20 protein-coding genes and 1 tRNA gene are annotated in these 17,898 nt (G+C 59.7%); 5 read left to right on the forward strand and 16 right to left on the reverse strand.

What is annotated here, in order from left to right; translation table 11 throughout:
- Positions 1-23 precede the first annotated feature (23 nt).
- The 4 genes from XX99_RS24990 to pyrH form a co-directional block, all read right to left on the reverse strand.
- A complete protein-coding gene (locus tag XX99_RS24990) occupies positions 24-419 on the reverse strand; it encodes a hypothetical protein (protein WP_050062130.1) in 396 nt (131 codons plus the stop codon).
- A gap of 90 nt (positions 420-509) precedes the next feature.
- The gene (locus XX99_RS24995) at positions 510-1,172 is read right to left on the reverse strand and encodes an ankyrin repeat domain-containing protein (protein ID WP_082125955.1); all 663 of its coding nucleotides are present in this window, start codon (positions 1,170-1,172) and stop codon (positions 510-512) included.
- 75 nt (positions 1,173-1,247) lie between these two features.
- Complete coding sequence (locus XX99_RS25000) at positions 1,248-2,408, reverse strand: acyltransferase family protein (RefSeq protein ID WP_082125956.1); 1,161 nt, start codon at positions 2,406-2,408, stop codon at positions 1,248-1,250.
- A gap of 73 nt (positions 2,409-2,481) precedes the next feature.
- Positions 2,482-3,186 carry a UMP kinase gene (gene pyrH / locus XX99_RS25005; protein WP_050062133.1) on the reverse strand — a complete coding sequence of 235 codons (705 nt, stop codon included), beginning with the start codon at positions 3,184-3,186 and terminating at the stop codon, positions 2,482-2,484.
- Positions 3,187-3,403: 217 nt separating this feature from the next.
- Here pyrH and XX99_RS25010 point away from each other — a divergent pair, with 217 nt between their 5' ends.
- Both XX99_RS25010 and XX99_RS25015 read left to right on the forward strand, forming a co-directional pair.
- Positions 3,404-4,351, forward strand: a complete 948-nt coding sequence (locus XX99_RS25010; protein ID WP_156186209.1) for a universal stress protein — start codon at positions 3,404-3,406, stop codon at positions 4,349-4,351.
- Positions 4,352-4,798: 447 nt separating this feature from the next.
- Positions 4,799-5,509: a Crp/Fnr family transcriptional regulator gene (locus XX99_RS25015; RefSeq protein WP_231581611.1), complete on the forward strand. Its 711-nt coding sequence runs from the start codon at positions 4,799-4,801 to the stop codon at positions 5,507-5,509.
- 24 nt (positions 5,510-5,533) lie between these two features.
- Here the strand turns inward: XX99_RS25015 and XX99_RS25020 are convergent, their stop codons facing one another.
- Positions 5,534-7,396: a glycoside hydrolase family protein gene (locus tag XX99_RS25020; RefSeq protein WP_050062135.1), complete on the reverse strand. Its 1,863-nt coding sequence runs from the start codon at positions 7,394-7,396 to the stop codon at positions 5,534-5,536.
- 242 nt (positions 7,397-7,638) lie between these two features.
- Here XX99_RS25020 and XX99_RS25025 point away from each other — a divergent pair.
- Positions 7,639-7,713 (forward strand) — tRNA-Gly (locus XX99_RS25025).
- 174 nt (positions 7,714-7,887) lie between these two features.
- Here the strand turns inward: XX99_RS25025 and XX99_RS27010 are convergent.
- A complete protein-coding gene (locus tag XX99_RS27010) occupies positions 7,888-8,037 on the reverse strand; it encodes a DUF3309 domain-containing protein (RefSeq protein WP_082125957.1) in 150 nt (49 codons plus the stop codon).
- 72 nt (positions 8,038-8,109) lie between these two features.
- Positions 8,110-8,820: a uracil-DNA glycosylase gene (locus XX99_RS25030; protein ID WP_050062416.1), complete on the reverse strand. Its 711-nt coding sequence runs from the start codon at positions 8,818-8,820 to the stop codon at positions 8,110-8,112.
- Positions 8,821-8,962: 142 nt separating this feature from the next.
- On the opposite strand from XX99_RS25030, the gene XX99_RS25035 reads away from it, so the two are divergent.
- Both XX99_RS25035 and XX99_RS25040 read left to right on the forward strand, forming a co-directional pair.
- Positions 8,963-10,204, forward strand: coding sequence for an aldose 1-epimerase (locus XX99_RS25035; RefSeq protein WP_231581612.1), 1,242 nt, complete (start codon positions 8,963-8,965; stop codon positions 10,202-10,204).
- 394 nt (positions 10,205-10,598) lie between these two features.
- Positions 10,599-11,342 (forward strand): SDR family NAD(P)-dependent oxidoreductase, encoded by a 744-nt coding sequence (locus XX99_RS25040; protein ID WP_050062137.1) that lies wholly within the window; start codon positions 10,599-10,601, stop codon positions 11,340-11,342.
- Positions 11,343-11,405: 63 nt separating this feature from the next.
- On the opposite strand, the gene XX99_RS25045 is transcribed toward XX99_RS25040, so the two are convergent.
- The 9 genes from XX99_RS25045 to meaB form a co-directional block, all read right to left on the reverse strand.
- Entirely contained in the window at positions 11,406-11,957 is a 552-nt protein-coding gene (locus XX99_RS25045) for an HdeD family acid-resistance protein (protein WP_050062138.1), read from the reverse strand.
- 163 nt (positions 11,958-12,120) lie between these two features.
- On the reverse strand, positions 12,121-13,188 hold the full coding sequence (locus tag XX99_RS25050; protein WP_050062139.1) for an Asd/ArgC dimerization domain-containing protein: 1,068 nt from the start codon (positions 13,186-13,188) through the stop codon (positions 12,121-12,123).
- Positions 13,189-13,217: 29 nt separating this feature from the next.
- Positions 13,218-14,084, reverse strand: a complete 867-nt coding sequence (gene pssA, locus XX99_RS25055; protein WP_311732210.1) for a CDP-diacylglycerol--serine O-phosphatidyltransferase — start codon at positions 14,082-14,084, stop codon at positions 13,218-13,220.
- Entirely contained in the window at positions 14,081-14,749 is a 669-nt protein-coding gene (locus XX99_RS25060; RefSeq protein WP_050062141.1) for a phosphatidylserine decarboxylase family protein, read from the reverse strand. The genes pssA and XX99_RS25060 overlap by 4 nt, the downstream gene beginning before the upstream one ends.
- 154 nt (positions 14,750-14,903) lie before the next feature.
- Positions 14,904-15,125, reverse strand: a complete 222-nt coding sequence (locus XX99_RS25065) for a YdcH family protein (RefSeq protein ID WP_156186210.1) — start codon at positions 15,123-15,125, stop codon at positions 14,904-14,906.
- A 67-nt stretch (positions 15,126-15,192) separates the two neighbouring features.
- The gene (rimI, locus tag XX99_RS25070; protein ID WP_050062143.1) at positions 15,193-15,687 is read right to left on the reverse strand and encodes a ribosomal protein S18-alanine N-acetyltransferase; all 495 of its coding nucleotides are present in this window, start codon (positions 15,685-15,687) and stop codon (positions 15,193-15,195) included.
- Complete coding sequence (gene tsaB, locus XX99_RS25075; RefSeq protein ID WP_082125958.1) at positions 15,687-16,376, reverse strand: tRNA (adenosine(37)-N6)-threonylcarbamoyltransferase complex dimerization subunit type 1 TsaB; 690 nt, start codon at positions 16,374-16,376, stop codon at positions 15,687-15,689. The genes rimI and tsaB overlap by 1 nt, the downstream gene beginning before the upstream one ends.
- Complete coding sequence (mce, locus tag XX99_RS25080; RefSeq protein ID WP_050062145.1) at positions 16,343-16,780, reverse strand: methylmalonyl-CoA epimerase; 438 nt, start codon at positions 16,778-16,780, stop codon at positions 16,343-16,345. The genes tsaB and mce overlap by 34 nt, the downstream gene beginning before the upstream one ends.
- A gap of 4 nt (positions 16,781-16,784) precedes the next feature.
- Positions 16,785-17,852, reverse strand: a complete 1,068-nt coding sequence (gene meaB, locus XX99_RS25085; RefSeq protein WP_231581613.1) for a methylmalonyl Co-A mutase-associated GTPase MeaB — start codon at positions 17,850-17,852, stop codon at positions 16,785-16,787.
- Between the last annotated feature and the right edge of the window lie 46 nt (positions 17,853-17,898).

The following is a 17,898-nucleotide window of genomic DNA, read 5'->3' on the forward strand; positions in this document are numbered from 1 at the left end:
GCTGGGTCTTCTATCGGAGACGTCTAGCGCGGACGGCCTTCGTGGCCTCGTCCATCGCGGAAGTCGCCGCCGTGAAAGTTCTCGGCGTGGTGCTGCATCAGGTGCGCATCGGCATGTTCGCCGCGGTTCGGAAAAGCGCCGTGGTAGCCATGGTTTGGATCGAAGTGGTTATCCACGTGGCCATAAAAATCGTGATGACCGTGAAACCACGGTCCCGCGCCGATGAAGACGCCGCCGGTGAACCATTCCGGGCCGTAATAGCCGTAAGGCGCGCAATTGTAGGGCGCGAAATCATAGTAGCCGTAAGGGCAAACCGGCGCGACTCCAATGTTGACCGATATCTGAGCTGGCGCCGGCGAGGTATTGCTGAAAAAAGCTGCGGCGAGCACCGGCACTGCGAACAACTTCCATGTACGCATTTGATCTCCTCCTGACTGCTCTTCGTTAGAAGGTTCAAGCAGCCGGGGAGTTGTGCGTCCCGTCGTGGAAAGGACTTACAGATATACCACTTAGGACGTAGGAGAAGAGCGCAAAAAAGCCGCTAGATCCTCATGTCCGCGCTCGCGAGCATAGTCGGAGGCAGTTTTACCTTGGTCGCAGCATGCTGCCATGTCGGCCTTGTATTCGAGCAGCAGAGCCACGACTGCGGCATTTCCTGCGGATGCTGCCTGGTGCAGCGGAGTGTATCCGCCAGCCTGCGTGGCATTGATGTTTGCTCCGGCCTCGAGCAGGAGACGCGCGCTCTCGATGGAGCTGCCAAACGCGATGGAGGCATGCAGAGCCTGATTGCGCATGGCATTGTGCGAAATCAGGTGAACATGGGCTCCGTGCTCAAGGAGGAACTCGACCGCCTGCGGTGTGGCGAAGGCCGCAGAGAGGTGCAGCGGAGGCCAGCCATCGGCCGAGACAGCACGGGCCTGCAGAGCATCGGCGGTGATGAGCTCATGAAGACGGGCGCATTCGCCCAGTGCCGCGGCTTCATGTACATCCAGTTCGCCGGCGCGGGCGCGCAGAATGTCGCGGATGAGTGGCTGGCGGGTGTACACGGACCAGAGCAAGGCCGACACCCCCTGCGCGTCGCGGCTCCGCGCCAGTTCAGGCGTTTCTTCCACGGCGGCGGCGATCTCGGCGATCTCTCCCCGGCGAATCATATTGAGGAAGAGCTGACTCATGTGAACCAGTATAAGAGGTGTGCGGTGAAGATGCAGGCTCTCCACCTCATCGAAGCGGAGGAATAGATTCGATGACTAAGTCCGCTTCAGAGCCCAGCTACGAATCCAGCGCTGGCATGGCCGCTCCACTGAGAGCATCACCAGGATCGCACCCGAAACCAGCAGGAAGTAGCTCAGCCACGGGTCGAATTTCGCCAGATGCAGCCGATCGAGAATATGGGAGTCGTGGATCAGGTTCCAGAGATTGAAGTGGATGATGTACAGGCAATAGCTGGCCCGGCCGATGGCTACGAAGAGTGGAAAGCCGAAGAACCGGGCAATCAGGTTGTGTCCGGCCAGGCCCAGGATAGCTAGGCCGAAGAGCGGCATCAGCAGACCGTCATGCATGAGCGGATACGGCATCCGGTCTCCAAAATAAAGGATGGTGTAGAGACCCGCCATTCCTGCCACGCCGAAGAGAAGCCGCCGCCAGCTGGATCGGGGAATCATTCCGTCCAAATCGGCCAGCGCGATACCGAAGAGAAACGCCGGCACGTGCGGCGGAGGAGTGAATTTCAGCGCGCGTATCCAAAAGCCGTCCGTATAGCGGCCGGGATGCAGGTCGCCATCCGGATGGAGCCACATATAAAGGCTGGGCAGCACCATGCCCAAAAGCCACAGCCCGGCCAAGACTCCTAATAGCGGCCAGATTCTCCTGGGCCGCTTCCACAGGATTACGGCTGGGAAGATCAGATAGAAGAAGGCCTCTGTACACATGGTCCACGCCGGCGTATTCCAGAAGGTCGCCAGCATCGGGCTCCATGCCTGCAGCAGAAGCGGAGTCAGGACGACTCCCAGCGCAAATTGAGCATGGCTGCGCGCCTGCCATTCCATGACCAGCATGCCCAGCGAAAGCAGGAGGGCGAAAACATAGACCGGATAGAGCCGAGAGAAGCGGGCGATCCAGAAGTTGCGCTTGTCGAGCTGTCCAGCCGCCGCGCGATCCGCGTAGTTGTAAGCCAGAATGTAACCGGACATCAGCAGAAAGAAGCTGACCGACGTATAGCCGTTATCCACGACGGGCGCAAAGGGGCCGAACCACTTGGGATTCGAGAAGTGAAAGAAGACGATGTTCAGCGCCGCAAAGCAGCGCAGACCGGTGAGCGCCGGGAGCAGCTCCTTCTTCTCTCTTCGCACCGGCGCGGAGGCGATCGCGGAAACCGCTGCCGATCTGCTGTTGGCCTGGGAGGGTTCCATGAGCGGGGGGACGAGTTGGACGGGCGAACTCAGAGAGCTACCCTCGAAGCGCCGGACCTCAAGGGACTGAGCCCTACGCCGTTACCAGCGAACCGACTTTTTCGCCGGAAATCACGCGGCGGATATTTCCCGCCCCGTTCAAGTTGAAGATGATCATGGGGAGATTGTTGTCTTTGCACAGGCTCACCGCGGTGGTATCCATCACCTTTAACCCGAGGCGCAGGATTTCCATGTACGTAATCTGCTCGAATTTCACGGCATCTTTGGTAATTACCGGATCGGCGTCATAAATCCCCTCCACCTTCGTGGCCTTGAGGAGAACGTCTGCCTTGATCTCCATGGCCCGCAGCGAGGCGGCCGTGTCCGTTGAAAAATACGGATTTCCGGTGCCTGCGGCGAAGATGACGACTCTGCCCTTTTCCAGATGCCGGATGGCGCGACGGCGGATATACGGTTCAGCCACCTGGTTCATCTCGATGGCCGACATGACCCGGCAGTGCAATCCCCGCTTCTCGATCGCATCCTGAACGGCCAACGCATTGATGACGGTGGCCAGCATGCCCATGTTGTCCGCCGAGACGCGGTCCATGGCCTTGGCCTGCTCCGCTACGCCGCGAAAAAAATTGCCGCCGCCAACTACGATGGCCAGTTCGACGCCGAGCGCGTGAACCTCGGCAATCTCGGCTGCAATCTCATGAACCCGGATGACATCGACGCCGAAACCCTTACCTGCAGCCAGGGCTTCGCCAGACAGTTTGAGAACGACGCGCTTATACATTCCTCTTGGAGTATCGCATGTAAACCGAATTTGACGAAAAGCCATGAGAACTGCGGGGTGCCTGGACAAGATCCTGTTACACCGCGTTGAAGAGATCGCGGAGCGTCGAGGGCAAGCGGCAGCCGGGCTGTGATGACCGTCACAAGCTGTCGTGACTCCGGTCACTGCGCCGTCCCCCCTTTGAAGCGCATATTGAGGATGCTTGCAGGAGATCACCATGCAGACTCGCATCGAAAGCCGTTTTGAAAATAGAATCCTCGCCGCACCCGATCAGATTGTCATGGCCACAGACCTGACCGACGCCGATTTTTTGCTTCCGCATGTCATTGCACAGGCTAAGGCCAGCAATGCCCACGTAACGCTGGTGCACGCTATCCTGCCGGCGAACCTTCTGCCCACAGAAGCAGGAATGATCGACTATGCCGATCAGGAAAAAATTGATGACGACGTACAGCGGACGCTGCTCGGCATCGCCGCGAAGATTCAAAGCTGCGGAGTTTCCTGCGATGTGATCGCGGAGCACGGATTTCCCGCCGACGTCGTTCAGGAGGTCATCAAGATAACGCGCGCGGATCGTCTCATTATGGGAACCCACGGCCGCAAAAAACTGGCTCAGATGGTGCTGGGCTCGGTTGCCGACGAAATCCTCCGCAATGTGAATATTCCGGTTTTGGCCGTGGGCCCGCGCGCGCGCCAGAATCCCGATCACGCCACTCCACGCAGGATTCTTCACCCGGTATCGTTGCGCGGCGACTATCGCAGGACCGCTCAATTCGCCATGGACCTGGCCCAGGCAAATCGGGCAGAGCTCACCCTGCTCCATGTGCTCGACCCGGACTCCGAGGAAGCTTCAGAACGCACGCTGGCCTGGGCCAAGACGGAGCTCTCTGCTCTCGCGCCCAACGGCGCCGATCTTGTACCGCCGATTCACACTCTTGTCGTCTGCGGCGGCCGCGTAGAAGAGATTCTTCACACCGCATTTAACATCCAGGCCGACTGGATCGTACTTGGAGTGGATACGGCCTTTCCTTTCTGGCCGTTCCGGGACAGCACCGCCTATAAAGTGCTCTCTGCCGCGGGCTGCCCTGTCTTAGGCTTCCGGCATGAACCGCGTGAGACGCACAGGACCAAGGCCAGGAAGGAAGAGCTCGTGGTCCTGGCCTAGCGATCAAGGCATAGCGATCAAGGCCTAGCCGTTCTGGCATAGCCATTGGGACTAATCCGATGGCCTCCGGGCCGTCCGTTTCCTGGCGATTGATGAGGAGTACCCATGCATTGCGCGAATCCCAATTGTTCCTCTGAATCCAAATATTTCAGGGGCGGAAGCCTGCACTGTATCGACTGCGGGGAAGCAGCAGGCGAGCAGTTTCGAGGAGCGCGGCGGCCCTTGATCTGGTTCTGTCCGGATTGCGCCGCTCACTGGGCGGTTGAAACCTGGAGACCGGCGGGTCAGCAGATGCGCTGCCTTTCCAGTCCATTGCACGCCGGAGATCTACCCATTAGCGCGTAGACGGCATGGGGCGCGAGAGCTGCCAACACGTCAAATACAGATTGCATTAAGCTACCCGAAAGAGGAGGATGAAAGTAATCGAACCTCTTACTCGGTGACCCTATGCAAGCTGGCTCCCGGATGCCCGGCGAGAGCTGCCAGGAATGTGAATACCGTTCGTTACGGCTCTTCTGCAACTTGAGCGGTGCAACCCTGCAGCGCTTCGAAGGGCTCGGAGTTCACGCCGCATTTCCCGGCCGCACCATCGTATTCGAGGAAGGCCAGCGCCCACGCAGCATTTTTGTGATCTGCACCGGCCAGTTGAAGCTATCCACTACCTCCAAAGAGGGTCGAACCATGATCCTCCGCATCGCCGGGCCGGGAGATGTTCTGGGGCTCAGCGCGACGCTGAATGACCTGCCCTATGAGGTAACCGCCGAGACGCTGGAGCCGACCCGCGTGAAGAGCGTGCATCGCACAGAGTTTCTGCAGTTTCTCGAAGAGCATGGCGAAGTGGGACAGAATTCGGCGAAGGTAATCGCCAAGGAATATCGCGAAGTATTTCTCGACGCGCGCCGCCTGGCGCTCTCAGGATCGGCCGCCGGAAGGTTGAGCCAGCTGTTGCTGGAGTGGGCGCAGGGTTCCTCCTGCGGCAAGCCGGAGCTTCGCTTTACCATGGCGCTCACCCATGAGGAGCTGGCGAATATGGCGGGGATCTCGCGCGAAACGGTGACTCGCCTGCTGAACCAGTTCGAACGCGATCACCTCATCAGCCGCCACGGCGTGGCCTTCACCATCCTCGACCCGGCGAACCTCGAACTGCTTGTCCAGTGACTGCTCGTCCAGTAATCGAGACGATTACTGCCGCTTGAAGCGCGCGTAAACCGGTCCCATCGATTCGTTCAAATCGATTTCCTTCTGATCGTTTTCGTTACTCGCCGCCGTCATCGGCTCACCGAACATATTGCTGAAAGACAGCACCTGGCCGGAAGAAAACTGCATTCGCGCGGATGCCTCGTTCTCGCTCCACAGGACGAAGACGGAATCCTCGGGACCATCGAGACGCATGGCATGCAAGCCTGACGGCACATCGCGCACCAGCCCAACGTAACGACGATTCGCGGCGACTTTCGAGAGCGCCTGCAAGGCTTGCATCGCCGGTTTATCGCTGCCATCGCGATGAAGCAGCCCGAAGTTGTGTTCCTGATTCAATGCGTTCTGGCCGTCGTCGCGCAGGTCATACCAGACGGCGACAGGCAGTCCGAGCGCCCATGTCGTGAGACACTCGCGGACAGCGAGGATGGCTTGCTTTCGTTGACCGGCATCGCTATGACCATCGCTGCGAGCGTCGTCCGCGCGCGCGTACGACGCGTAGCCCCACTCCGTTTCCCACACAGGCAGCGACTGCCCTGTCGAACCGGCCACGAGATCTTTCAGGGCAATCAAGTCCGCGGGCAGTGTCTCCGGCGCCGCGTCCCGATAGGGATGCACCGCTATCGCACTCGCCTTTTGTGCGGAACCCGAATCCAGCATGTGGCTGATAAATGGAAGATCGAATCCGGAGGTGCCTCCGGTGCTGACCTGAGCCGCCGGATCTTCGCGGCGAATGGCATCGAGCGCGGCACGCAGCAGGTCTGGATAGACAGTCGAGTTCGCCAGAAACTTCTTCTGGTTCGGTTCATTCCAGATCTCGTAGCGGACATGGTGTCCGCGATAATGAGCAACCACCGCGGCGGCGTAGCGAGCGTAGGTCGCGATGTCCTCGGGCGTCTGCGGTGACGATCCGCCGTGATCGGGATGACCGTAGGCGAGCAGCCACAGCACACCCATGTACCGGGCTTCGAGCGACTGCATCAATGCGTCGAAGGGCGTGAAGTCGTATTGTCCGTCCTTCTCCAGCCGCGCCCAGGGCAGATCCATGCGCACAAAGCTGAAGCCGGCAGCTCGTGCGCGATCGAGGAGGGCGTCATTGCTCAGAAAGTGAATGTCGACTCCCAGCCTGGGCCGCAGCTCGCCTGCACTCTCTGGAGCGGCACTGAGCGCAGCCGCAGGATCGAAACTAAGAGCGGAGCCAGCAGTCGAGATCAGTCGCAGGTCGTCGAACTCCATCTGTCCCTGAGCCGGACGAGGGTAACGCGCGTTGGCGAGGATCGCGATGGAGACGATCTTGCCCTGCAGTTGTCCGCTATTCGCTCCGCCCCAATGGGCATCCGTATGACCGGTGATTGGGATAACAATTCGCTGTCCTTCTCCGCCTTCTTGGTGCTCCAGCGTGAAACCATTCGCGGAGAACTGCAGCGTTTGGCCACTCAGATCCTGCACCCGCACCGTGAAATCAACATCCGGCGAAAAACGCGTCCACACAGTCAATGCAGCGCCCGGCTTCACTTCAATCGGAGCAGGCGCCGTCCAGGTTGCGGCGACATAATGCCCGCAATGTGCTCTGTCAGAACAGGTAAATCGATAGGTGAGGATGGCGTGGCGTCCGTTTTCCTCGGGACCATCTGACCCGGCTTCTGCACGTCCCAGCGAAAGCGATCCGTCACTTCCGGGAAACTCCGGCCCATTCGAAAAGCTCCAATGATGAAGGTTCTTGGAGTGGTCGAAATGATCGAGGACGATGTCGGAAGAGGTGGACTCGGGAGAATCCTCTGGCGTCTGGGCCGGTGAGTTGAAGACGCCGAGCAAGAACAGCAGAACGATCGAAAACAGCTTGACCACGTATTCCCCGCTTCAAGAACAAGAATAGCGAAGAGTCGAACGCGAAATCGGCGTCATCGCGGCGAAGCGGCACTTGAATTTGAAGTCATCGGAAAGAGCAGTCTCATCCGATTGTAAGAACCTCGTGAGGCACTCGCTTTGCAATCGAGGACGACACAACAGGGCGATCGGCGCTGCCGCTTGGCTTGACTACGAGAGTTAATATGAATAGTAATGAGGACAGGGCGCAACGCCCTTGAATTGCGGGAGTAGTTCAGTGGTAGAACGTCAGCTTCCCAAGCTGAATGTCGCCGGTTCGATCCCGGTCTCCCGCTCCATTCCATCCTTCCTGCGGAATGGCCAATCACTCGAGTCAGAAAATCGGAAAAGACCGGTCCAGCTTTAGAAACTCACCCGTGATGGGAGCTTCGCGACCGGACCGAATCTTTTCGCTGTGCGCCGCATGCGCGCTGACGTCGAAAGAACCAGGCGACCGTATCTACACAACGTGATTACACAACATGAAGCAGCAGCAGGATCACCAGGATCAACACGATCAGGCCCAGTCCGCCGCTCGGATAGTAGCCCCAGCTACGGCTGTAAGGCCACGAGGGAAATGCACCGATCAGCAGCAGGATCAAAATCACAACCAAAATAGTCATCGCTCTTCCTCCGCTTTCTAGAAGCTTCTCCCACAGATGCGATATCTCGCGCAGGAAGATGCCCGTACTGCTTTATTTCAGCCCAGCGAGCTCGCGGGCTCTGCGGAAGATGGCATAAAACATCGGTGCGGTGAGCCTGCCGGTGTTGGTGTTTTGCAGCGATGGATGATACGTGGCGAGAAGAAATCGTGCACCCGGAATGGCGAACTCCGCTCCGTGCGCAAATTGCAGCTCGCCGCGCCGGGCAATCTGTCCGGTGCGGATGAGGTGCTGCACTACCCCGTCAAAGCCGATCTTTCCCAGCGCGACGATCACCCGCAAATTCCTGAGCGCGGCTATTTCTTCGTCGAGATAAGGCGCGCAGTTGGCGAGCTCCTGCGGCAGCGGCTTGTTGTCCGGCGGTGCGCAGCGTACGACCGAGGTGATCCGCGCATCGCGCAGCTTCATGCCGTCGTCTCTCCCGGTTGCCGTTGGCTGTGAAGCGAAGCCTGCCTCGTACAGCACCGGATAAAGGAAATTGCCGGAGCCGTCGCCGGTAAAGGGGCGGCCGGTGCGGTTCGAGCCGTGCGCGCCGGGAGCCAACCCCACCAGCAACACCCGCGCCTTCGGATCTCCGAAAGAAGGCACCGGCAGACCCCAATAGTCATGATCGAGATAGGCGCGGCGTTTGGTCGCGGCGATGCGCGCGCCATATTCGCGCAGCCGCTCGCATCGCGTGCAGGCCACGATGCGTGTATTCAGCGCATCCAGCGCGCTCGCGGCATCGAATTTCGTTTCAGCCATCGAAGCGATTCTAAATACTGCGTTCGAAACCCGCTCGTTGAGCGCGATCTGCTCGCTTCGTCGTAGAATAGGCTCGCTTTTGTTTGGTGGACGTCGAGCCTTGGATGGACAGGCGATACGAGGTCCGCTGGAAACGTTTGCTGTGCCCACAACCAAAACCCGAGGTTCGAACTTCATGTCCTTACGCCTGCAACATCTTCTTCCCGTCGCCGCGGCCGCATTGTTCACCATCAGCGGCTGCAAACAGGCGCCCGCTCCTTCCGAGTCGGCGACGACGCAGCCGCAGCCAGCCGCAACAGCTCCGCAGCAGATAGGCGGAGAAGACATCGTTACGCTGGAGCGCAAGCCCACCTCCAACGGAGCCAAGCCGGAATTCATCTCGGCCGTTGTGCTGCCGGGCCGCGGCATGAACCTGTTCAGCCTCAAGGCCAACGTTCCCGGCAAGGGAGATGTCGATGTGTTCTACACGCTGCCGCTTGCCGATGCCGCAGCCAAGCTTAATGGCGGTACTGGTGACGAGAACGGCAATGCCAGCTTCCTGCAGGGCGGAGCCTTCCTCGTTCCCTACCCCAATCGCATTCGCGGCAAGCTCTCAGCGGATGGCAAGACCATCGCTGTCGATTGGAAGGGCAAGACGATCAACCTGCCCGCCAACTGGAAGGGCAAGAACGCCGGCGCCGAGCCACACGCGATGCACGGCCTCATCCTTGCCTCGAAGACCGACGATGTGAAGACCGAGACCACCTCGGATGGGCAGACCGTTACCGGAACCATCCACGCCGGCGACTTCGGAGGCTACTGGCCATCGAAGACCGATCTCGCCTTCACCATTGCGCTTGCCGGCGACGCGGTCGATGCCACCATCACCGCGAAGAATGTCGGCGATCAGCCTGAGCCCATGGCGATCGGCTGGCACCCATACTTCAATATCCCCAGTGGCGATCGCAAGCAGGTTCGCCTGCATGTTCCCGGCGAGCAGACCGCCGAGGTGAATAACTACGACGACGTCTTCCCCACCGGAAAACTCGTTCCCGTCAAAGGCACGAAGTACGACTTCACCGCTCCCGATGGAAGGCCTCTCGACGATATTTTTCTCGACGACAACTGGTCCAAGCTGCAGCGCACCGATGGCGCAGTGGACGTGAAGCTGATCGACCCGGCATCGAGCTATGGCATCGACGTGCTCGGCATGTCGCCGGAGATCAAGACGGTGCAGGTGTACGCGCCGCCGACGAAGGAGTTCACCGCCATTGAGGAGCAGTTTAACTTCGGCGATCCCTGGGGCAAGGAGTGGCATGGCGTGGACACCGGCATGGTCACTCTGAAGCCGGGACAGGCTGTGACCTGGCACGTTCGGCTGAAGCTGTTTACGCCGGCAAAGTAGGTCGCGTTCAGGAAGTGCAAAAGGGGCGACCTGTCGCCCCTTTTGTTTTGTCACGAACCTGGCTGATGTTTGTCCCTAAACTCCGACAGATAAATCTTGCTCGCGCAAACCCGCCGCCTTGTCTCGCGCATTGAAAGTCTCCCGCTCCCCCCTGATAGTGTCATTCCCATCCGGCTGAAATTGGGAGGAAGAAATGTCCTGAAAATGGGCTGGTTGGCATCGACGAAGGACCTCATTCTTAAGAGTGTCGTTCTGCCAGCGTCTGGAGTTTTACAGCTTAGAACCTCGGAGCGACTGCAATCTATGTTCTTGCGAAAGAGCCGCGTCCGATGGCGCGGCCCTGGTGCGAAGGATTCTCGCACGTTCAATTCAACCGAGCGAAAGGCGGGACAGAATGTCTCAATCGTTAAAAGATAAAGTTGCCCTGGTCACCGGAGGGTCGCGCGGAATTGGCGCGGCGATCGCGAAGCGTCTGGCAACCGATGGAGCAAGCGTGGCGATTACGTATTCGAAGGGCGCGGATGCCGCAGCTTCCGTCGTCAGCGCCATTGAGAAAGCGGGCGGCAAGGCGATCGCGATCCAGGCAGACGCAGCCAATGCCGAAGCGGTCAAGGCATCGGTCGAAAAGACCGTCGCGACCTTCGGCGGCATCGATGTGCTGGTAAACAATGCCGGCACCGCTATTCCCAAGAAATTCGAAGACACCACGCTCGAAGAGATGGACTACATGTTCGCCATCAACGTCCGCGGCACGCTGGCCGCGACGCAAGCGGCGCTCAAGCACATGAAGAGCGGCGGCCGCATCATCATGATCGGCTCATGCGTGGGCGAGCGCACGCTGACGCCAGGGCTGGTGGCCTACTCGGCGACAAAGGGCGCGGTCAAGATGTTTACCCAAGGGCTGACGCGAGAGGTCGGAGCGCGGGGCATCACGGTCAACAACGTTCAGCCAGGTCCGATCGACACGGATTTGAATCCCGCGGCGGGCGACTGGGCCGTCCCCCAGATCGCGGTCACTGCACTGAATCGCTACGGGCATGTGGATGAGGTGGCCGCGCTGGTGGCGTTCGTGGCCAGTCCCGAATCCTCATACATCACCGGCGCAAACCTGACGGTGGACGGCGGCACGAACGCCTGATAACGAACATGCCGAATCGTAGACGGTAGCCCGGCGGGGCTACCGTCACACCTGCTGCAGAAACTATGCCAGCTTGCGAGCGCCCATGGAGAACATCAGGCGCGAGGTTCCGCTGAAGAGCATGCTGATGCCTACCAGCGTTCCAATGGCCCAGGGCGCGCTGAAAGGCCAGGTGCGCCAGATCATGATGGCCACGATCAATGTGATGATGCCGTCGAAGAGCAGCCATCCCCAGCCCGGATGCGGCCGCAGCCGGAAGGCGAGAACCAGCTCCAAGATGCTTTCGGCTAAGAGATAGCCCGCCAGCGCGAGAGTAAGCGTAGCTAGACCCGCCACTGGATGTTCCAGCAGAAAGATGCCGGCCACGATGTAGACCATGCCGACGATCAACTCCCACAGCAAAGAGCCCTTGCTGCGATGGTGCCAGCCAAAGATGAGATGGAAAGCACCGCTGACTACCAGCAGCCATCCGACCAAAACTGTAATTGCAATGCCTGCAACCGGCGGGATAAAGATGGCCAGCAGCCCCGCCAGGATCATGAAGATGCTGATCGCAATCGACCAGCCGTGAGAGCCGCGCCCTGCAACGGAAAGAGAGGTTGAAGCGTCGTTCATAGCGTTCCTCGAAATAACTTAGGATGGCTGCGGTGAGTGCATCACTTCATACCCGATGCAACGTTCTCATCGGACAGGAAGTATTCGCCACAGCCTAATCAGAAGATTCTCTCTACACAAACCAGGGTGCGTTTCAACCGTTGCAAACAGCGCGCGTTCAGACTTACTGGACCTTGCCCAACGGACGAAGCTTCCTTAGCTCCTGGGCGCAGGCCAGCGCATTGAGCGCGCCGAATTTGAGATTGTCGATCGAAGCCCAGATCCAGAAACGCTTGGCCTCTGTCGCCTCGCCGTTGTAGGTGCGCACTCGCACCATCACGTCGCCCTGCCCCGCGCTACTGAGGTTGTTGGGAGAATCCGCGTCGCCCAACACCACGTCGATATGCTCCGCGCCCAGCGCAGCTTCGACATGCTCAGGCAGAACCGGCTCGTCCAATTCGACCGCCAGCGAGATGCCGTGGCCATGAAAGACCGGCGCATGCAGTAGCTGGATTGCGGTTTCCGGCAGGAGGCCTCCGGAGAGCAGATCGTAGTGGCGGCGGATGCGCGCCTCGCTGGCGGCAAGATGGATCTTCGCAGCCTCTCCCAGAACCGGCACGACATTGAAGGAGACCTGAGTGTCGTACATCTGCTTGGGCAGAGTCTGAAAGCTGAGCAGACCCACTGTCTGCTGGTGCAGCTCGTCCATCGCTGCGCGGCCGTATTCTGACGCCGGCTCGAGCACGGTAGCCGAAGCGCTTTTGATTTCGCCCAGCTCCTGCAGCCGTGCCAGCATCAAGCCGAGCGCGACGGAAACTGGATGTGCGGGAACGATGGCCGGCGTGCTCAGATCGGGATCGCTGGCACGCGGTTCGGGCTTGGCTTCGGGAAGGCTTTCGCGCAGCGCATCACGCACCCAGGGAGCGCGAACCAGAACTCCCGGTTCGCCTTCCAGAGCATAAGTAAGATCGATGATGCTGGCTGCGGCCTTGAGCGCCGGCTTCCAGTGCTTGTGCGTGGACTCTTCGGAGCCGGAGAAGAAGACGAAATCTTCATGGGCGAAGGCGCCGGGCTCGATGCGTTGAATGAATGTGACCTCGTCGCCGACCGATTCCAGCTGGCCCTGCTCCGACTCATCATCCATCAATGAGAAATCCGCCCCAGCAAAGGACGATTCGGTCAGCACCTCGTTCAACTCTTTGCCGCGCAACGACGCGGCCCCGACAATGGCAATCTTGTATTTTTCTGGCATCTATTTTTTCTGCGATCAGTCTTTCGCAATCAAGGGGTACTGGTGTGGGTGGTCAGCGATTCAGGCTGCGGCTCGGTCTGCGACGACTTTCGATGACGCTGCCGGGAGTAAGCCAGGCGCGCGGTGATCCCGGAGAACATATAGACGAGAGCGAGTACGAGCAGTACCACCCGGGAAAAGAAGACGAGCAGGTAAATTACCAACCCGATAAGAATAATCAGCTGGAAGGGATGGCGCCGGGAGAAGTTGATCTCCTTCCCGCTCCAGAAGCGCCAGGTGCTGACCATGAGGAAACCGGTGAAGCCCACCAGCAGCAGCCAGATGGAGGCGGTCCAGGCGTTGAAGGGATGCCCCTGAAAACCATGCACGACAGCAGCAATCACGCCGGCGGCCGCGGGAATAGGCATGCCCACAAAATATTTGCGGCCAGGACGCCCGGGATTCTTGGGTGCGGGATCGTGGCTGATGTTGAAGCGCGCCAGGCGGCTGGCCCCGCAAAGCAGGAAGAGGAAGCAAACGAAGGCTCCCAGCTGCACCAGCTTCTCGTGCAGGTTCGCATCCATGGTCGGAGGCAGCATGCGAAAGCCCCAGCTGAAAGCCAGAATGCTCGGCGCCACTCCGAAGGTGATCACATCCGCCAGCGAATCGAGCTCCTTGCCGAATTCGCTGGTGGTATTCGTCATCCGGGCGATGCGCCCGTCGAGCGCGTCGAAGGGGATGGCGAAGCCGATGGCCAGCGCCGCATAGTCGAAGTGGTGCGGCTCGCGGATGGAGCCTTGCAAACTTTGCGTGATGGCGTAGTATCCCGCTGCGATATTGCCGGCCGTAAACAACGAGGGAAGGATGTACATGCCCCGCCGCCGGCGGCTTCCCCGCAACTGATTGGGATTTCTCAAACCAGTGTCTCCACCAGCAGATCGTCTTCCTGCCCCAAGGGATCTTTTTGCGGAATACGCGCCAGCACGGTCGACCCGCCCTGCACATGATCGCCCGGTTTCACCAGAATCTGCGCATTGCCCGGCAATATCACGTCCACCCTCGATCCGAACTTGATCAAACCAATGCGCTCTCCGCGCTGCAGCCGAGTGCCGGGTGTCGGCCGGAAGACGATGCGGCGCGCCAGAAGGCCGGCAATCTGTTTGAAGGCCACAGTGTACCCCTCGTCGGCCAGCACCACCGCGAGATTCTGCTCGTTCTTCTCGGCCGATTCGGGATTCATCGCGTTCAAATACTGTCCCTTCTGATAGCGGACCTCGTGCAGCACTCCGGAGATAGGCGACCGGTTCACGTGCACATTGAACACGTTAAGAAAGATGCTCATGCGCTGCGAATCGCCGTCCGGCGTGGCTACGCGTAGAACCGATGTCACCTTGCCGTCCGCAGGAGAGACAACCAGACCTTCGCCCTGAGGGATGGAGCGCCGCGGATCGCGGAAGAACCATAGAAAGAAGAGTGCCAGCAAAACAGGCACGATCGGCCACAGCCAGCTTCCGGTCAGGAAGTACAACAGCGCAGCCACTACCAGCAGAGAAATCCCGTAATAATATCCATCACGAACCATGAGCGAGAGAAAAGCGAAAAACCTCCTCTTGATTATAGGTTCTTCGCCCTTCTATGGCGCATTGTCTGACAATACCCGCGCACAAATCTCTCCTGAATAGAGGAGGATGAGCCCGCACGTGACACAGATGGATTCGGTTTTGGGGAGTTAGAGCCTAGGCAACGTAGGCTCGGAGGTGTTGCCCGCTTCGTCGGGCGGCCAGCTGATCCTTAATGCGAAGCTTGAGCTTTTTCAGCCGGACTTCTTCGAGTTGTTCTTCTTCTGACAGGTAAGGCTTCTGGATGAGTACTTCTAACTGCTCCGAATAGCGGCGGTGTTCCTGTTCCAGTTGGTGAATCTCCGCGCTGTCCGGTAAGCGATTCGCTTCCAGGTCCATTGAAGATACCTCCTTCTTCTTCAGACGTACCAAGCTAGCACCGGGGACGCCCGTGAACAACCCGATTTTAGGGATTTTTTTCCACCGCACTTCCTGCAGAATCGAAGGTCAATCCCATCAGCAGCGCATCTTCTTCCGGATCACTGTAATAGCCTCTCCGCACCCCGTCGCGCACAAATCCGTAGCGTTCATAGAGTGCGATGGCCGGGTGATTACTCACGCGTACTTCGAGCTCGATATGCAGTCCTCCGCGCTCGCGGGACCATGCAGTCACGCCATCGAGGAGCGCCGTGGCGATGCCCCGGCGACGGAACTCCTCAGCGACGACAACGCTTTCCAGATCGCACACTTCCAGGACCAGAGATCCGGCCGCGAAGCCGGCCAATTGGCCCTCGCATTCAGCCAGCAGGACGACCGCCGAAATCTCCTCGAATTGCTCGAAGTTGCCGCGCGTCCAATGCGGCGAGCCGGGCGAACGCTGGGCCAACTTCATCACGGCATCGATATCTTCGGAGTGCATCGGGCGGATCGAAACAGGACCCGCGGTGCGAATCGAAGGCACTACTTCCTGCCGCCCGCAGGCCTGGCAAACAACTCAGCATCTGTGCGGCGCACGTAATTGCCATCCAGAGCCGCGATGTCGTCGTAATCCTGGATCAGCAGCCGTGGGAGAGCAGCTGCGATGGCTTCCGCCGCCGTGGGGGGCGCGATCAGACGCGCTGCGGGCCAATCCTGTGCGAGATTTTCCTCGCATACCGCTATCGGCTCTGCGGTCTCGCGCAGGTCTTCGAGTGCAGCTAAAGACTCAAGCGCTTTCCCGTTCGCGTACCTACCGAAATAGACTTCCCTGCGACCTGCATCGAGAGCAGCAGCCTGCGTTTCGCCCTTCTGCGCCAGCAGCACGAGTCGCGACAGCGCGATGACCGGGATCTGCAGAGCCTCGGCCAATCCCTTCGCCGCACTAACGCCGATGCGCACGCCAGTGAAGCTGCCTGGTCCGTTCACAACGATGATTGCCTCTAAATTTTGCAGCGTGGCCGACTGCTCTTGCAGCAATTCGCGAATGCGGGGGACGAGCTGAGCGGCGAAGGTCTTCCCTGCCAGCTCGATTTGGATAAGAGCGATCACCGATTCACCCTCCCGGCGAGCGAGCGCAATGGTTCCAATCGTGCCGCAGGTGTCGATGGCCAATAACATTACTTCGCCGGCCAACAGCATTACTTCGCCTCCGCGGCAGGAACGTCCTGGCATATCTCCAGCAGCACGCCGCCGGCGCTCGATGGATGCACGAAGAAGTAGAGATGCCCGCCGGCGCCAACCTGGATCTGCTCATTGACCAGCCGCGCGCCCTGCGCCTTCAGCGTTGCCAGCGTAGACGCGATATCTTCGACCTGCAGCGCTACATGGTGCAGGCCTTCGCCGCGCTTCTTCAGGAAGCGGCCCACCGGGGAATCTTCGCTCGTCGGCTCCAGCAGCTCGATGCGGCCGGTGTCGCTGGATGACATGGGGATCATCGCCACCTTCACCTGCTCATGCTCGACCGTCTCCGTGTGCGCGACCGCGAGGCCGAGCGATTCGTAGAGCCGGCGCGCAGCGTCCAGGCTGGCGACGGCTATGCCCAGGTGGTCGATCTTGATTTGACCCGGTTCGTTCATCTGCTCACTTCACTTCCTGCACTGCACTTCCTCTGTCATGCGGCGCACTTGAAAAAATATCCGCCACCAGCCGTGGAACCAGCCGATAAGGATCTTCCCTGACGCTCACCACCCGCTCGGCGTGGCGGGCGAAGTCTTCCGCGCTCAAGCCGTGCGCACGGGCTTCTTTCAACAGCGCCTGCCGGACCATCTCTTCCATCCGCAGACGCCAATATTCTTTGCGTCGCGCTTCGAGCCGGCTTTCCTTCGTCAGCCATTGATGCGTTTCATCCATGACTGCCAGCAATTCCGTGATGCCAACTCCACTGGTTCCGATGGTACGCACAATCGGAGGCACGCGCGGTTCGTGGCTCTGCCCCAGCGACTGCATGGCTCGAATCTCTTTCTCGACGCGGTCTGCACCCTCGCGATCCGCTTTATTGATCACGAAGATGTCGGCGATCTCCATGATGCCGGCCTTGATGCTCTGTACATCGTCGCCCATGCCCGGAACGAGCACCACGATGGTGATATCGGCGAGGCGCACGATATCGACCTCATCCTGACCGACGCCGACCGTCTCGATGAGCACAATGTCCTTGCCGCTCGCTTCCATCAGCAAGGCAACGTCTGCCGTGGTCCTGGCCAGGCCGCCGAGCGATCCTCGCGTCGCCATGCTGCGAATGTAGAGGCCTTCATCCCCCAGGCGTCCCTGCATGCGGATGCGATCACCGAGGATCGCTCCGCCGGTGAAAGGGCTGGTGGGATCGACGGCGGCGATACCGACGCTCCTGCCCGCCTCGCGCCAGACGTGCGCCAGACGGTCGACCAGCGTGCTCTTCCCCGCTCCCGGCGCGCCGGTGATGCCGATGCGCAGTGCCTTGCCAGTGTGCGGAAAGCAGGCGGAGAGCAGCGGCTGCGCCTCAGGCGCATCGTTTTCGACCAGCGAGATGGCGCGTGCCAATGCACGAACATCGCCGGCTACGACGCGGCCCGCCAGCTCTCGCACGGCATGGTTGGAGGATTGGGTCATCCGGTAATGATGATAACGAAGACGAGGGATTCCCCAGGTTCCAACCGCAAGACGTGTCATCCGCCAATGCCGCAATCGGATTTCGAGTAACACGGAAGCGCCGGAT

It is taken from the genome of Silvibacterium bohemicum (assembly GCF_001006305.1).
In the GTDB taxonomy this organism is placed as follows: Bacteria; Acidobacteriota; Terriglobia; order Terriglobales; family Acidobacteriaceae; genus Silvibacterium; species Silvibacterium bohemicum.

What these genes read in the sequence shown, in the direction of transcription:
- XX99_RS25060 (WP_050062141.1), bottom strand. Translation starts at nt 14,749, where the DNA reads ATGGTTCGTGATGGATATTATTACGGGATTTCTCTGCTGGTAGTGGCT.
- XX99_RS24995 (WP_082125955.1), bottom strand. Translation starts at nt 1,172, where the DNA reads ATGAGTCAGCTCTTCCTCAATATGATTCGCCGGGGAGAGATCGCCGAG.
- XX99_RS25045 (WP_050062138.1), bottom strand. Translation starts at nt 11,957, where the DNA reads ATGAACGACGCTTCAACCTCTCTTTCCGTTGCAGGGCGCGGCTCTCAC.
- tsaB (WP_082125958.1), bottom strand. Translation starts at nt 16,376, where the DNA reads ATGCCAGGACGTTCCTGCCGCGGAGGCGAAGTAATGCTGTTGGCCGGC.
- XX99_RS25050 (WP_050062139.1), bottom strand. Translation starts at nt 13,188, where the DNA reads ATGCCAGAAAAATACAAGATTGCCATTGTCGGGGCCGCGTCGTTGCGC.
- pyrH (WP_050062133.1), bottom strand. Translation starts at nt 3,186, where the DNA reads ATGTATAAGCGCGTCGTTCTCAAACTGTCTGGCGAAGCCCTGGCTGCA.
- XX99_RS25015 (WP_231581611.1), top strand. Translation starts at nt 4,799, where the DNA reads ATGCAAGCTGGCTCCCGGATGCCCGGCGAGAGCTGCCAGGAATGTGAA.
- XX99_RS25030 (WP_050062416.1), bottom strand. Translation starts at nt 8,820, where the DNA reads ATGGCTGAAACGAAATTCGATGCCGCGAGCGCGCTGGATGCGCTGAAT.
- XX99_RS25000 (WP_082125956.1), bottom strand. Translation starts at nt 2,408, where the DNA reads ATGGAACCCTCCCAGGCCAACAGCAGATCGGCAGCGGTTTCCGCGATC.
- meaB (WP_231581613.1), bottom strand. Translation starts at nt 17,852, where the DNA reads ATGACACGTCTTGCGGTTGGAACCTGGGGAATCCCTCGTCTTCGTTAT.
- XX99_RS25010 (WP_156186209.1), top strand. Translation starts at nt 3,404, where the DNA reads ATGCAGACTCGCATCGAAAGCCGTTTTGAAAATAGAATCCTCGCCGCA.
- XX99_RS27010 (WP_082125957.1), bottom strand. Translation starts at nt 8,037, where the DNA reads ATGACTATTTTGGTTGTGATTTTGATCCTGCTGCTGATCGGTGCATTT.
- mce (WP_050062145.1), bottom strand. Translation starts at nt 16,780, where the DNA reads ATGAACGAACCGGGTCAAATCAAGATCGACCACCTGGGCATAGCCGTC.
- XX99_RS25065 (WP_156186210.1), bottom strand. Translation starts at nt 15,125, where the DNA reads ATGGACCTGGAAGCGAATCGCTTACCGGACAGCGCGGAGATTCACCAA.
- XX99_RS25040 (WP_050062137.1), top strand. Translation starts at nt 10,599, where the DNA reads ATGTCTCAATCGTTAAAAGATAAAGTTGCCCTGGTCACCGGAGGGTCG.
- XX99_RS24990 (WP_050062130.1), bottom strand. Translation starts at nt 419, where the DNA reads ATGCGTACATGGAAGTTGTTCGCAGTGCCGGTGCTCGCCGCAGCTTTT.